This is a genomic window from Pseudodesulfovibrio alkaliphilus (assembly GCF_009729555.1).
GTDB classification, from domain to species: Bacteria; Desulfobacterota; Desulfovibrionia; order Desulfovibrionales; family Desulfovibrionaceae; genus Pseudodesulfovibrio; species Pseudodesulfovibrio alkaliphilus.
The window spans coordinates 446,289-460,486 of record NZ_WODC01000001.1; the positions used below are offsets into that span (position 1 = coordinate 446,289).

Below are 14,198 nucleotides of genomic sequence, written 5' to 3' on the forward strand. Positions count from 1 at the left end.
TGCCTGTTGCACCGGGCTCAATCCGTTGCGGGCAAACGGATGATAAAGGTCGAGCCCCTGCCCGGCTCGGATTCCACGTCGATGACCCCGCCGTGCCGTTCGACAATGATGTCGTGCACGATGGCAAGTCCCTGCCCGGTCCCCTTGCCCACCTCCTTGGTGGTGAAGAAGGGGTTGAATATCTTGTTTCGGATCTCGGGGCTGATGCCCGTGCCGGTGTCGGAGATGGAGATGATCACCTCGCCCTCGCCCCGGCGGGTGGCGATGGTGATGGTCCCCTTGTCGCCCGAATTGCCCACCACATCGCCGATGGCCTGGGCCGCGTTGACCAGGATGTTGAGAAACACCTGATTGATATCGCCGGGCAGGCATTGGACCATGGGCAGGGCATCGAAGTCCGTGACCACCTCGGCCACGTATTTCCACTCGTTCTTGGCCACGATGATGGTGTTTTCCAGGGCGGCGTTGATGTCCACGGCCTTTTTCTCGCCGTCGCCGGGGTGGGCGAAATTCTTCATGGCCCGGACAATGGTGGCCACGCGCCCGGTGCCTCCCAAGGCCCGCTCGCACGCCTTGGGTACCTCGTCGAGAACGAATTCGAGATCCGCCTCCTGGCCAAGGGCGTCGATCCGCTGGACCAGATCGGCCCGGAATCCGGCCTCGCGGCATGCCTCGGCCAGTTCGGCCTGGGCTGCCAGCACCTTGGTCACTTCGGCAAAGGCGTCCTGAACGAAGAGGACGCTGTCGCCCACGTACTGGATGGGGGTGTTGATCTCATGGGCCACCCCGGAGGCCAGCTCGCCCACGGATTCGAGCTTCTGGGCGATATGCAGCCGCCGCTCCAGATTCTTGCGCTCGGTGATGTCAAGAACGATGACCCCGATATGGTCCTCGCCCCGCAACTCCATGGGCACCAGATACCGGGCCACCGGAAAGGACTGACCATTGGTGTGCCGGGCGACACCCTCCACATAGGTGTTGTTTCTGATGACCCGGGGGCAGAGCAGATCCTCGAGCAGAGCCGCCGAGTTGGCAAACGCCTCGGCGCACGGCCTGTCCGCCAGTTGCCAGGGCGAAAGGCCGAACATGGCGTGGACCACGCTGTTGGACTTGACCACATGCCCGGTACGCGGATTGAGAATGAAGAAGGCCGCGCCGATGCCTTCCAGCAGGGCCGAAACCAGCTGGCCTGACTCCCGCGCCTCGATCTCGGACTCGCGCCGTTCGCGGATTTCGATGGAGAGTTGCACGGTACGCATCTTGAGATCGGCCGTGCGTTTCTCCACTTCCCTCTCCAACTCGTCGTGCATGGACCGAAGCTTGGCTGTGGGCACTATATAGAGCTTGTTGCCGACCACATGGATAATGAGCATGAGCAGGAGCGCCCCCACCCCCAGGGTGGCGACCATGCCTGCGGCCAGCGCCCGCGTCTGCCTGTCCACCTCGCCGCCGTGCAGCGCGATCTCCAGGGAAACTCCCCGGTAAGCCGTATCCAGCCGATAGGTGCTGACCGGCTCGGGAACCGAAGCCGAAACGATGACGGGCACGCCGTCAAGCAAAAGGGCCACGCCAACGGCACCGTCACTCGACAGCCACGCCTGGGCGGGATCGACGGGCACGAAGGCGCACAGCAGGCCAACCGGCTCCCCCCCGCGCAGCACGGGCATGGCAAGACGCCACAGGCTCCCTCCGTCTCGGTCCATCACCAGGGAGACCTCGCCGGAAGCGGCGGCCGACAGGGCATCAAAGGTCCGCCCTCGGGGCACCAGTTGCTCCGCCCGGCGGTCTGTGACGTAGACCGCATCGCCCCCGGCGTCCTGAAGGGTGAAGACCGCGCCGCGGTCCAGCAGGAACAGGGAGTGCATGACCCCCCTGACCCTGTCCTGCCCGATTTGACGGTCCAGCCTTTCGATCAGGACAGGCAACCGGGAGAACTCGCCCAGCAGGATCAGTCCGGCCGAATGGTGCGCCTCAAGGGCCTGACTGCGGAAATGAAGCTCGCACTGGGCGCGCTCGGTCTGCAGCCTTTGCGCCTCGCCGCCGATGAAGTGAAAAATGACATACAGCCCGACCGCGAGCTGGAACAGGAAAAAACCCACCACACCCCAGTTGAACAGCCTGGGCAGGGATATCCGTCCGCCCTGGCTCCCGCAGGCAGCTGCTCCGGTCTTGTCACGGTTGTCGAGATTGGTCATTGCCCACCCCGCCTCTCAGGCACCAGCACCTTGAAGGGCTGGCGAACGGACCCGCGCAGTTGAAACGCCTTGAGCTTGGCGATGATGCTGCGGGTCACCTCCATACTTTTGCGGCAAAGCACCAGCCCGGTCGCGTCCACCACCGGCTCGTCCAGAATGATGCCCGGCCATAGTTCATCGATGGTCATTTCCGCCAGGGAATAGCGGGCCTCCTTGCCCAGGCTCCCTTCCAGATAGTAGAGCAGTTCGGGATCGTAGCGGTCAATGTGCTCCTCCAGGGCGGCAAAGGCCGCGCTGGGCTTGCCCGTGTGCATCATGGCCGTGTCGTAGTCAAGGACCAGCTTGAGCATCCTGGAGCCGAGGGGGATGTCTTCCCCCTTGACGGAATCAAGGGGGACGCCCGTGCCGTCGTAGTTCTTTTCCTGATAGGCGATGATCTCGGCGACCTTTTCCATGCGCGGGATCTTCTTGAGCATCTCGGCCCCGAGGGTGGGGTGCATGGCGAAAAGCTGCAGCTCCTCGCCCTCCAGAGGCCGTCCCGCCTGGAGCTTGGCCAGGGTTCTGTCCGGCAGCAGAATGCAGCCGAGCTGGGAGAGCATCCCGGCCATCTCGAAGAGCCAGCCGTTTTTCAGGTTCATCCGCTCCACCAGATAGCCCATGTGGCGCTTGATGCGCTGGGAGCGGCCAAAGGCCTCGGGATTGACCAGGGAGACGATTTCGGTAAGCAGCTCCACGGTTCCCTTGAGAGTTTGCCGGAGCAGCACTTTTTCGGCCATCACGAGCCGGTGCTGGCGCAACGCCGCCTTGATGGCGCGCTCCAGATCATCCAGGGGACAGGGCTTGAGCAGGAAGCGGTAGAGCTGACCACGGTTGACCGCGTCCATGGCCAGGGTGAAGTCGCCATGCCCGGTGAGCATGATCCGCACCGTGGCAGGGGAAAGGGTCTGGACCTCGGCGAGCAGATCCATGCCCGACATGCCGGGCATTTTCTGGTCCGAAACCACCACGGCGTATTTCTCGCCGGACTTGATCTTGTCCAGGGCCTCTGCCGCGCCCTCGGCCAGGTCAAGGTCGAATTTCTTCCTGTAGCCGGCCCGGAAAGTCTTGAGGATGTTCGGATCATCGTCAACAAACAGCACCCGTTCAGGCATGCGGACCTCGCTCGCGACGCACCCGCCACAGGGCACGGTAAGTTATCCCACAGGGGGCGACCATAGAACAATCTGTGTCATTTTGGAATTATAAGTAACCCCTGACCATACGATTTTCGGCTATCGCCGCCAGTCCAGAGTTTGGCGTTGTCCCCGGTCGGGTTTGCCGCTATGGCTTGTCAGACCGGCGGCCATTGGCAGATAAGGCCGTGTGGGGACGCGAGGTGCAACGAGTCGTGCGAAAAATGCTTGTCATAACCCGTGACGGTGGCCAAACGGAACAGCTCGGGCTGGCGCGTTGCCAGGACCACGGGATGGCGTCGGCCCGGGAGGGGGCGCTTCCGGGCCGCAACCACGCCGGAGATATCGACACCCTGCTGGTGGACGCCGAGTCCCTGCTCCGGGGCAACGACTCGGTGGCCGACGCCCTCAAGGCGCTGTGGGAGCACTATCCGGCGGCGGCCATCGTGGTCATGACCGACGAGGCGCACACCCAGGTGGCCATCGACGCGGTCAGGGCCGGGGCCTTCGACTACCTGACCCACCCTGTGGGCTGCGAGGAGCTTGGGCTGGTCATGGACAGAGTCCATCAGTCCGATGTCATGCAGTCGGAGCTGGACTACCTGCGCGGCCAGTTCTGGAACGAGGAGGCGCTGGAATTCGTGGACACCCGCAGCCGGACCATGCGCGAGGTGTTCGCCAAGATCAGACAGGTGGCGGCCACACGGACCACCGTGCTCCTCACTGGCGAAACAGGCACCGGCAAAAGCCTGATGGCCAAGCTCATCCACGCCCACAGCAACCGCAACGACAAGCCCTTCATCAGCGTCCACTGCGGGGCCATCCCGGACACCCTGGTGGAGAGCGAGCTCTTCGGCCACGAAAAGGGCGCCTTCACCGGAGCGGTGCGCCGCAAGCTGGGCAAGTTCGAACTGGCGGGCGGCGGCACTCTCTTTCTGGACGAGATCGGCACCATCAGCCAATCCGCCCAGGTCAAGCTGCTCAATGCCATCCAGGAGCGGGTCATCCAGCGCGTGGGCGGCGAGGCAGACATCCCTGTGGATGTACGCATCATCGCCGCCACCAACGACGACATAAGTACGCTCTGCGACAACGGGCTGTTCCGGCGCGACCTCTTCTACCGGCTCAATGTTTTCCCGGTCTGTCTGCCGCCCCTGCGCGAACGCAGCGAAGACATCCTCAAGCTTTCAGAATCGTTCATCAAGCAGCTCAACAATCTGCTTAACAAGGAAATCCGGGGCATCCATCCCGACGTGCTCGACGCCTTCAGGGACTACCCCTGGCCCGGCAACGTCCGCGAGCTGGAAAACATCATCGAACGCGCCTGCATCCTCGAAACAGGGCCCATCCTGCTTCCGTCGAGCTTTCCGCCCGATTTCTTCTCCCCCCCCGGCACGGTCGTCACGGCGCCGGTCAGAACCGGCCTGCCCCTGCGCGAGGCGAGGCGGATCACGGTGGAGCGGTTCGAAAAGCAATACCTGACCGCCGTGCTTGCGGAATGCGCAGGAAGAATCACTGAAGCAGCCAGGCGCACGGGCGTCACCACCCGGCAGCTCAACAAGCTCATGAACCGCCACGGCCTGACCAGACGGCAGTTCCGCCCCCCTCGATAAGTCCCGAAAGTTCCCTTTTTGCCCAAACAAGAACAAATACTTCCTGAACAAATGTAACGCGCAGGAATAGATAACTTTTCCAGCCAGCCTTCCCACGCTTGCCCCCTGCTCGACCTCCACGATGCCGTGACAGCGGCCATCGCCAGAGCAAACAGGAACCCGCAGTTCCCTTTCGCTCCGCTCCCGCAAGCATCTTTAATCAATAATTTCAAAATATTGATGTTGTGGCACGGTGTCTGCTTTGGAGCCGGGGTCCGTCACGGCCCCCGAGGAGATCATGCAGCGCCACGCCGACGCCCCATCCGCGCACAGGGAAACCATCAGCGGATTCATCGTGCCCATGCAGTGGGACGAGCAGTTCCGCGTGACCGAGGTGCTCATCGCCTGCGAGGCCGAGCGGGACGTTCAAGTGGCCAACCTGGACAACTTTCCGGGTCTGGTCTCGCTGGCCCGGACCCGGGCCTTTGTCACCGGGACAGTGCGGCGCGTGGGCAACGTGGAAACCATCCATGTGGAGAGTTTCACCCCCGTGGAAACCACGGAGTACCGATAGTCATGCCGCCCCTGACGGACACGGCCGGACGGATGACGCCCGCCGATCTTTTCAACCCAAGCGCCGCCCGGACGGCATGACCACCATGGACAACCAAAGCATTGATCAGGATACCGGGCAGGCGGTCGAGTGCGAAGTACGCATCTTGACCGGCGTAGCCCCCGAGGATGTGGAATCCCTGCTCGACATGGCAGCCGCCTGCGGCATGTTCAACGACGATGAACTGAGTACCGCCGAGAGCATGGTCTGGGATTGCGCCTACCAGGGCGAGAGCGACGCCTGCCGCTTCATCCAGGCCAGGACCAACGACACAGGCGGCGACTCCCTGGCCGGTTTTCTCTGCTACGGCGCCCTCGCCCACTGGCCCGACAGCTTCGAGCTCATCGGCATATCTGTGACACCAAGGCTCCAGCGCCAGGGCATTGGCTCGGCCATGCTCGCCGAGATGGAGCGCCAGGTGGCGGCCAGGGGCGGCAGACGCATCCTGCTCGAAACGGAAAGCGCTCGAGCCTTTGAGGCCGCGCACTCCTTCTACGAAGCCAACGGCTACGACAGGGAAGACAGGTTCCTCCGGCAATTCATCCCCAAAGAAGGCGGACTGGTCTATCGCAAGGATTTCACATCTGAAGCGCCGGAACGCCAGCCCCAGTAAACGACACAGGGAGACCAATCGACGTGGCAGCAGATTTTTACGACGACACCATCTACGGGCAGATCCTGCCCGTGGAACGGGAGGACGACGACGAGTCCGGGCTCATGATCCTGGTGGACGGCGAGGAGGAGTTCCTCGTGGAGCCCGACAAAAACGGCCTGAAACTCATGGACCACATGGACAAGTGGGTCACGGCCCAGGGCGCCGTCACCGAAGAAGGCGACGAACTGCTCATCAGGGTGCGCGACTTCACCCTTGACGACGACTGGTCATACGGGGACGACGACAACTGGTGACGCCGTCCCGCCAACCCGGCCAAGGTGCACCGCCCGCAACCGCATCATCAAACGAGACAATACCGTGATCCACCCGAACACAGAAGTCCGCTTCGTCAACGCGCAAATCGGCTACGGCGTTTTCGCCACTGCAGACATCCCCCGCGGAACTATCGTCTACGTCAAGGACCGTCTGGAGATCGAACTTTCCGACAAGGATTTCAATGCCCTGGACGAATGCCACAGGGCCATTGCAGGCAAATACTCCTACATGGACGAGAACGGGGTACGCATCCTCAGCTGGGACCACGCCAAATACGTCAACCACCGCTGCGACTGCAACACCATGAGCACGGGCTACGGGTTCGAGGTAGCCATCCGCAACATCTGGAAAGGCGAGGAGATCAGCGACGAATACGGCCTCTTCAACATCGAGGAGGAGATCCCCCTGGCCTGCGGCTGCCCCAATTGCCGAAAAGCGTTGCGACCGGACGACATAGAGCGCTATCATGGCGTGTGGGACATGCAGATCATCGCGGCCTTGGACAAGATCACCGATGTCCACCAGCCCCTGATGGAATTCATGGACCCCGACGCCCGGCGCAGGCTCCGCGCCTACCTCTGCGGCGAGGAACCCTACACCTCTGTGCTGGCCCTCAAGTGCCGCCGAAGCGACATCGTAAGCCACGCCTGCGCAGATGGGCCGCTCCCGGAAGCCGTGGGCCTTCGGGGATAGCGCCATGCGCCTTCCGGCGGGCGACCCGGCTATTCCGGGCTGCCGGGGGAACCGGCGCCTGATCACGGGAGGCAACGCCCATGGGACTGATCCGCCTGCTGCTCGCCATCGCGGTGCTCAACTCCCACTTCACTGTATCCGGGCTGCCCATGGTCCGGGGACACGAAGCGGTGCTCGCCTTCTTCGCCATCTCGGGCTTCTACATGGCCCTCATCCTGGACACCCGCTACGCCTCGCCCGGACGGTTCTACCTCTCCCGGTTCCTGACCATCTACCCGCCCTATGTCCTGGCCGTGGCCGTGGCCGTCGGTCTGCTCGTGTCCTTTGACATCCACCCCATGACCTCCAAGGCGGAGCTTTCACGGCTGATGTCCGATCCGGCGGGCTTCCTGGTCATGACCTGGACGACGCTGGGCATCCTGGGCCAGGAGCTGCTCTTCTGTCTCTCCCACGCCCCGGAAGGCGGGCTCCAGTTCATTCCGGCGGCACGGGACTCCATCTGGCGAAACGCCCCGCTCATCCAGGGCTGGTCCCTGTCCCTTGAAATCATGTTCTATGCCATGGCGCCGCTCATGGTCCGCCTGCGATCGCGCACCCTGGTCGGCCTGGCCTGCGCAAGCCTGGCCCTGCGGCTGGCCGTGCCGCTGGCCGGACCGGAAAACGTCCTTTTCTTCAAGCGGTTCTTCCCCCTTGAGCTGTGGACCTTTGCGGGAGGCATCCTGGCGTACAGGCTCCGCAAGAGGCTGCCCGCCACGCCGCAATTGACAGACTACGCGGCCTTCGCCGCCCTTGTCGCGACCCTTCTCCTGGCCGGATGGACGCCCGAACCGGCCAAGCCCTATCTCATGCCCGCCGCGGTCATGGCGGCCATGCCCTTCGTCTTCCGCAGCTTTGGCCGATTCTGGTTTGATCGCTTCATCGGCAAACTGAGCTACCCCTTCTACCTCTTCCACTACAGCGCGGTCGCCGTGTTCGAGGCCGCGGCCGAAGCGCCCGAAGGGTGGGAGATCCTCCTGATCTCCCTGTCCGCCGCCCTGATGGTCCACACCCTGTTCGAACCGGGGCTTGCCCACCTCAAACGCCGGCTGCGCGGCCCTGCCCCGGACGGTCTCGGCCAGGACGCATCGTCCGCCACCCCGGCGCGGTAGCAAGGCTGCCCGTAGGCATCCGGGCCCGACAGCGCCGAAGCCCACCCGACGATCACCCTTGATCGACCCCCCTGAAAAAGGTATGCCCCAATGGGGGCCGCATGAAGTCGCATCGGCCCTTTGACGATTACCGGCAGCGAACGAGCAGGACCACAGCGTTTCAGGGCGGAATGTTCACCATGTCCAACACGGCCAAATCACGGCTCGGCAAGGGGCCGTCGTTTCGAATGGAGTTCTCCTACTCTCTGTGGTGGAACGCGCTGCTCATCACCCTGGGCACCCTGCTCGTGGCCGTGGGCATGAAAAGCCTGGCCGTGCCGCACGAGTTCATCCCCGGCGGACTCTTCGGGCTGGCAAGCCTGATCTTCTACGTCACCGGCCCCCTGAGCCCGGGCTGGATATACCTGCTGCTCAACATCCCACTCTTCATCTTTGCCTGGGTCAAGGTCAGCCGCCGCTTTTTCTGGTACAGCGCCTACGCCACCGTGACCACAACCCTGTTCTACGAGCTGGTGACCATCCCCATCCATGTGGAGAACCAGCTCTATGCCAGTGTGGCCTGCGGCGTCATCGTCGGATTCGGCGCGGGCGTGGTCCTGCGCTCGCTTGGTTCCAACGGCGGGCTGGACGTTATCGCGGTCTACCTTTTCCAGCGCTTCAACATCGGCATCGGCAAGGTCTACCTCGTCTTCAACGCGGTTCTGTTCAGCTTGAGCCTGTTCCGGCTGCCGCTCGACCTGATCATCGCCTCCCTCATCCTGGTCTTCATCACCGCCGTGGTGGTGGACAACACCCTGTCCATGTTCAACCAGCGCAAGGTGGTTTTCATCATCTCCAACCACGCCGATGCCATCAGCCGCGACATCCTCAACTCCCTGCGCCAGAGCGCGACCTTTCTGCGCGGCTTCGGAGCATACTCCCGCGAGGAAAAAAACGTGCTCATGACCGTGGTCAACAACGTCCAGCTCAAGAAGCTCGAGGAGATCACCTTCAGCCACGACGACAACGCCCTGTTCATCGTGGAGAATACCTTCTCGGTTCTTGGGTCAAGCTTTTCCCGAAGAAAAATATACTGACCCGAGAAAAACGGCTTCGGCGACCAAGACGGCCGCCAATCGCTACCGACATCCGCCACTATCCCTGCCCATCGCCCACAAAAACAGACTCTCCGACCAAATGCGCCCCCAAAGAACGGTCGCAAACGCCTTATCCGGCACCAATCGACAGCCAAAACAATCCCGGCTGCCAACATCAGATCAGCCGATCCGTGAGGCGGTCGTGAAAAAATACCATGGCGCTCCACGTTTTCTCTTGCCAGTCGCAGCCATTTCTTATCTAAATCAAAGATGGGACAAGTGCCTTTTGCGCGGGGATCAGCGGACAACCAAGGCACAAAACCTGACTGGCGGTCAGCATGATAAGAATTTCCAGGGACATATGCGTCAACACCGAAACGGCGACGCGCCGGGAATGGCTCGATACCAACGGTATCGGCGGGTATGCGTCGAGCACGGTCATCAACTGCCACACGCGCAAGTACCACGGCCTGCTCGTGGCCGCGCTGGCCAAACCGAGGGGTCGTTACGTCCTGCTCTCCAAGGCGGAGACCTCGCTGGTCAGCCACGACCGGGAATTCGTGCTGGCCACCAACAAGCATCCAGGGGTCTACCACCCCACCGGACACCAGTTCGTGGACTGCTTCGAGCAGGGGCTCTTCCCTGCCGTCACCTACCGCATCGGCGACGTACGCATCAGGGAGAGCGTCATGACCCTGCACGGGGAAAACACCGTGCTGCTGTGCTATGAACTCCTAGAGGGCAAGGTCAGCCCGGTTATGCGCGTCCGTCCCCTGCTCGCCTACCGGGACATCCATGCCCTGACAAAAGAGAACATGTTCCTGCAACCCAAGTGCTTTGTGAAAAAGAACGGGTGCGTCATAGAGCCCTACGAGGGCATGCCTCCCCTGCACATGGGTACCAACCGCGCCTCGGAGTTCTTCCCCGGCCCCAAATGGACGCGCAACGTCGAATATCTCATTGAGCGTGACCGAGGCTTCGACTACCAGGAGGACCTCTTCTGCCCCGGCATGTTCGAGACGCGGCTCACGCGGGGCAAGCCGGTCATTTTTGCGGCCTCGACAACTCCCCTGGGAAACCTGGAACGCCGTCGCAAGGCCGAAACCGCCCGGCGCGAGGCGCTTTTCGCCGCGTCCGGGGACCGCTCCAGAAGCGTTCACTGGCTCAAGTATTTCGGAGATCAGTTCCTGGTCCGCAACGCCTCTGGCTTCGCCTCGGTCATTGCGGGCTACCACTGGTTCGGCGAGTGGGGCCGCGACACCATGATCGCCCTGCCCGGGCTGACCTTCCACGCCGGGCGCAGGGAATTCGGCGAAGAGGTGCTGGCCGCCTACGCCGGACTTGAGCGCGACGGGCTGCTGCCCAACTACCTGGACCAGAAATCCGAGCACCTGGCCTACAACTCGGTGGACGCCTCCCTGTGGTTCTTCTGGACCGTGCAGGAATACCTCAAGACCGGAGGCAGCCGGGCCTTTGTGATGCGGCATGTCTATCCTGCCCTGCGGAGCATCGTGGCCGCCCACCTGGACGGCCGGGTGCCCCTGTGCGGCCTGGCCGACGACGGGCTGCTGTATGCCGGCAATGAGACCACCCAGCTCACATGGATGGACGCCCAGGCCTACGGCAGGCCGGTCACGCCGCGCCACGGGGCTCCGGTCGAGATCAACGCCCTGTGGTATAACGCGCTGCGCTTCTTCCTTGAACTGGCTGGCGGCGACGACGCCCTGGCATCCCGAGCCCGCGAGGCCGCAGCCCGGCTTGAAGCGAGCTTCATCGACCGATTCTGGAGCGCCGAGGAGCGCTGCCTCTGCGACGTGGTCAACGGGGAGCGCCGGGACCATGCCGTCCGCCCCAACCAGATATTTGCCGTGTCCCTGCCACACAGCCTGCTTGATGTGGCCCACATGCGCGCAGTCATCAGCAAGGTCCAGGCGCATCTGCTGACCCCCTGCGGTCTGCGCACCCTCTCGCCCCGGAACCCGGCCTACTCGCCCTTTTACCGGGGCGACGCCGACTCGCGGGATTCGGCCTACCACCAGGGCATGGTCTGGCCCTGGCTGGCAGGACACTTCGGCGAGGCCCTGCTGCGACAGGCCGAGGACAAGGCCGGAGCCAAGGCATTCCTGCGCACCTATTTCAAGCCCATCTTGCGCGAGTTTCCCGACAATTTCGGCATCGCCTCGGTGCCCGAAATCTACACGGGCAACCCCCCGCACCAACCCAGGGGCTGCATCGCCCAGGCGTGGAGCGTGGCCGAGGCCATCCGGCTGAACAAGCTGTTGAGGAACTGATCATGCGTGTACTCATGTTCGGGTGGGAATTTCCCCCATATATTTCCGGCGGCCTAGGCACCGCCTGCCTCGGCCTGAGCAAGGGGCTTGCCGGGCTCGGCACGGACATCGTCTTCGTGCTGCCCAAGCTCGAATCCGGCGAATCCGGCGGCCACCTGACCCTGCTGGGCGCCAACCGCGTCCGTGCCAGGATAGGCGTCTCCGAGATCCTGGCCCTGCGCGAGCGGGTCAAGGTGCTCGAAGTGCTCTCGCCATTGCGCCCCTATCTGACCGAAAAGGAATACAAAAGCCTCATCGAGCGCGACGAGTTCGTCTCCGCCCGCGACATTCTGGGGGAGATAGAGAACGACTTTGCGGGCGGCTACGGCGAAAACCTCATGGCCGAGATCGTACGCTACAGCGTGGTGGCCGCGCATCTCGCCGCCTCGGAGCGGTTCGACGTGATCCACGCCCACGACTGGATGACCGCCCCCGCGGGCATCGAGGCCAGACGCGTCTCGGGCAAGCCCCTGGTGGTCCACGCCCACGCCCTGGAGTTCGACCGCAGCGGCGATCACGTCAACCAGAAGGTCTACGACATCGAACGGGCCGGATTCGAGGCCGCGGACAGGATCATCGCCGTGAGCCACTATACCCGGGACACCATCGTCAACCGCTACTCCATCGACCCGGCCAAGATCACCGTGGTCCACAACGCCGTGTCCAAGGAGCGGCGTTTCGGACAGATGCGCCTTGCAAAACCCCTCAAGGAAAAGATCGTCCTCTTCCTTGGGCGCATCACTTTCCAGAAGGGGCCGGATTACTTTGTGGAGGCAGCGGCAAAGGTGCTGGAGCAAAACCCGGACGTGCGCTTTGTCATGGCCGGAACAGGAGACATGTTCCCGCGCATGGTGGAACGCATGGCCGAACTGCGCATGGCCCATCGCTTCCACTTCCTCGGCTTCGTGCGCGGGGCGGATGTGGAACGCATCTACGCCATGAGCGATCTGTATGTCATGCCCAGCGTGTCCGAGCCCTTCGGCATCACCCCGCTCGAGGCCATGGTCTACAACGTGCCCGCCATCGTTTCCAAGCAGTCTGGCGTGGCCGAGATCCTCGACAGCGCCGTCAAGGTGGACTTCTGGGACGTGGACCGCCTGGCCGCCGAGATCGTCGACATCCTCGGCAACGAGGAGCGGGCAGCCAAGCTTGCCGCACAAGGTGCCGAGACCCTCAAGAAGATCAAGTGGGAGATCGCGGCCGAGCATGTCCTCAACGTCTATCGGGAACTCGCCGGAGGTGCGCGATGATCTCCGTCTGCCTCTACTTCCAGGTGCATCAGCCCATGCGGCTCAACCAGAACTACTCCTTCTTCGACATCGGCGTGAGCCACGACTACCGAGACGAGGCCGCCAACCGGGAAATCCTGCGCAAGGTGGCCGACAAGTGCTACCTGCCCGCCAACCGGCTGATGCTCGACCTGATCAACGAATTCAAGGGAGCGTTCCGCATTTCCTATGCCATAACCGGCGTGGCCATGGAGCAGTTCCAGGAATTCTGCCCCGAGGTGCTCGAATCCTTCCGCGAGCTGGCCGACACGGGCTGCGTGGAGTTCATCGGCGAGACCCACTACCACTCCCTGTCCTTTCTCTTCTCAAGGGATGAATTCAGACGCCAGGTCAGGATGCACGAGCGGGTGCTCAGGGAGTTCTTCGGGGTCAAGCCCGTGACATTCCGCAACACCGAGCTGATCTACAGCAACGCCCTGGCCCAGGAGATAGAAAAGATGGGCTACCGTTGCGTCCTGGCCGAGGGTGCGGACCATGTGCTGGGGTGGCGCTCCCCCAACTACGTCTACCAACCCGACGGGTGCTGCAAGCTCAAGGCACTGCTCAAGAACTACCGCCTCTCGGACGACATTGCCTTCCGCTTTTCCAACCAGGCCTGGAGCGAATGGCCCGTGGATGCGAACAGATTCGCTGAATGGGTTCATGCCGTGGCCGGCAACGGCGAGGTGCTCAACCTGTTCATGGACTACGAGACCATCGGCGAGCACCAGTGGGCGGACACCGGCATCTTCGAATTCTTCCGCGCCCTGCCCAGGGCCGTGCTGGCGCACCCGGATTTCGCCTTCGAGACCCCGGCCGAGGCTGCGGCCAGACACGACCCCATGGCCCAGCTCGACGTGCCTCACTTCACCTCCTGGGCCGATCTGGAGCGCGATGTGACCGCCTGGCTCGGCAACCCCATGCAGGATCAGGCGGCGGAGCTGGCCTACGCCCTGGAGGACAGGGTGCTGGCCACGGGCGACGACGATCTCATCGCCACATGGCGCGAGCTGCTCACCAGCGACCATTTCTACTACATGTGCACCAAATGGTTCTCGGACGGCGACGTGCACAAATACTTCAACCCCTATGAAACGCCGCATCAGGCGTTCATCACCTACATGAACGTACTTAACGACCTGACTTTGACCGTGGACAGCAAACTCGGCAACAAGTGACA

At 62.9% G+C, this 14,198-nt stretch carries 12 protein-coding genes; 10 read left to right on the plus strand and 2 right to left on the minus strand.

Annotation, left to right across the window (positions count from 1 at the left end; genetic code table 11):
• Positions 1-17 precede the first annotated feature (17 nt).
• Complete coding sequence (locus GKC30_RS15100) at positions 18-2,195, minus strand: two-component system sensor histidine kinase NtrB (protein WP_155932050.1); 2,178 nt, start codon at positions 2,193-2,195, stop codon at positions 18-20.
• Positions 2,192-3,346: an HD domain-containing phosphohydrolase gene (locus GKC30_RS02195; protein ID WP_155932052.1), complete on the minus strand. Its 1,155-nt coding sequence runs from the start codon at positions 3,344-3,346 to the stop codon at positions 2,192-2,194. The genes GKC30_RS15100 and GKC30_RS02195 overlap by 4 nt, the downstream gene beginning before the upstream one ends.
• Before the next feature lie 245 nt (positions 3,347-3,591).
• On the opposite strand from GKC30_RS02195, the gene GKC30_RS02200 reads away from it, so the two are divergent.
• The 10 genes from GKC30_RS02200 (at position 3,592) to GKC30_RS02245 (ending at position 14,196) form a co-directional block, all read left to right on the plus strand.
• Positions 3,592-4,980 (plus strand): sigma 54-interacting transcriptional regulator, encoded by a 1,389-nt coding sequence (locus GKC30_RS02200; RefSeq protein WP_155932054.1) that lies wholly within the window; start codon positions 3,592-3,594, stop codon positions 4,978-4,980.
• Positions 4,981-5,257: 277 nt separating this feature from the next.
• Positions 5,258-5,533 carry a hypothetical protein gene (locus GKC30_RS02205; RefSeq protein ID WP_155932056.1) on the plus strand — a complete coding sequence of 92 codons (276 nt, stop codon included), beginning with the start codon at positions 5,258-5,260 and terminating at the stop codon, positions 5,531-5,533.
• A 76-nt stretch (positions 5,534-5,609) separates the two neighbouring features.
• Complete coding sequence (locus tag GKC30_RS02210; RefSeq protein WP_231116996.1) at positions 5,610-6,185, plus strand: GNAT family N-acetyltransferase; 576 nt, start codon at positions 5,610-5,612, stop codon at positions 6,183-6,185.
• Between the two features lie 23 nt (positions 6,186-6,208).
• Entirely contained in the window at positions 6,209-6,481 is a 273-nt protein-coding gene (locus GKC30_RS02215) for a hypothetical protein (protein ID WP_367613926.1), read from the plus strand.
• Positions 6,482-6,545: 64 nt separating this feature from the next.
• Positions 6,546-7,196 carry an SET domain-containing protein gene (locus tag GKC30_RS02220; RefSeq protein WP_367613927.1) on the plus strand — a complete coding sequence of 217 codons (651 nt, stop codon included), beginning with the start codon at positions 6,546-6,548 and terminating at the stop codon, positions 7,194-7,196.
• An 80-nt stretch (positions 7,197-7,276) separates the two neighbouring features.
• Entirely contained in the window at positions 7,277-8,344 is a 1,068-nt protein-coding gene (locus GKC30_RS02225; RefSeq protein ID WP_155932060.1) for an acyltransferase family protein, read from the plus strand.
• Between the two features lie 179 nt (positions 8,345-8,523).
• Entirely contained in the window at positions 8,524-9,420 is an 897-nt protein-coding gene (locus tag GKC30_RS02230) for a YitT family protein (protein WP_155932374.1), read from the plus strand.
• Positions 9,421-9,758: 338 nt separating this feature from the next.
• Positions 9,759-11,711 (plus strand): amylo-alpha-1,6-glucosidase, encoded by a 1,953-nt coding sequence (locus GKC30_RS02235; RefSeq protein WP_155932062.1) that lies wholly within the window; start codon positions 9,759-9,761, stop codon positions 11,709-11,711.
• 2 nt (positions 11,712-11,713) lie between these two features.
• On the plus strand, positions 11,714-13,000 hold the full coding sequence (locus tag GKC30_RS02240) for a glycosyltransferase family 4 protein (protein WP_155932064.1): 1,287 nt from the start codon (positions 11,714-11,716) through the stop codon (positions 12,998-13,000).
• Positions 12,997-14,196, plus strand: a complete 1,200-nt coding sequence (locus tag GKC30_RS02245) for a glycoside hydrolase family 57 protein (RefSeq protein WP_155932066.1) — start codon at positions 12,997-12,999, stop codon at positions 14,194-14,196. The genes GKC30_RS02240 and GKC30_RS02245 overlap by 4 nt, the downstream gene beginning before the upstream one ends.
• The last annotated feature ends 2 nt before the right edge of the window (positions 14,197-14,198 follow it).

Coding starts and splice junctions, on each gene's coding strand:
- GKC30_RS15100 (WP_155932050.1), bottom strand. CDS start 2,195: ATGACCAATCTCGACAACCGTGACAAGACCGGAGCAGCTGCCTGCGGG.
- GKC30_RS02195 (WP_155932052.1), bottom strand. CDS start 3,346: ATGCCTGAACGGGTGCTGTTTGTTGACGATGATCCGAACATCCTCAAG.
- GKC30_RS02200 (WP_155932054.1), top strand. CDS start 3,592: ATGCTTGTCATAACCCGTGACGGTGGCCAAACGGAACAGCTCGGGCTG.
- GKC30_RS02205 (WP_155932056.1), top strand. CDS start 5,258: ATGCAGCGCCACGCCGACGCCCCATCCGCGCACAGGGAAACCATCAGC.
- GKC30_RS02210 (WP_231116996.1), top strand. CDS start 5,610: ATGACCACCATGGACAACCAAAGCATTGATCAGGATACCGGGCAGGCG.
- GKC30_RS02225 (WP_155932060.1), top strand. CDS start 7,277: ATGGGACTGATCCGCCTGCTGCTCGCCATCGCGGTGCTCAACTCCCAC.
- GKC30_RS02230 (WP_155932374.1), top strand. CDS start 8,524: ATGTCCAACACGGCCAAATCACGGCTCGGCAAGGGGCCGTCGTTTCGA.
- GKC30_RS02235 (WP_155932062.1), top strand. CDS start 9,759: ATGATAAGAATTTCCAGGGACATATGCGTCAACACCGAAACGGCGACG.
- GKC30_RS02240 (WP_155932064.1), top strand. CDS start 11,714: ATGCGTGTACTCATGTTCGGGTGGGAATTTCCCCCATATATTTCCGGC.
- GKC30_RS02245 (WP_155932066.1), top strand. CDS start 12,997: ATGATCTCCGTCTGCCTCTACTTCCAGGTGCATCAGCCCATGCGGCTC.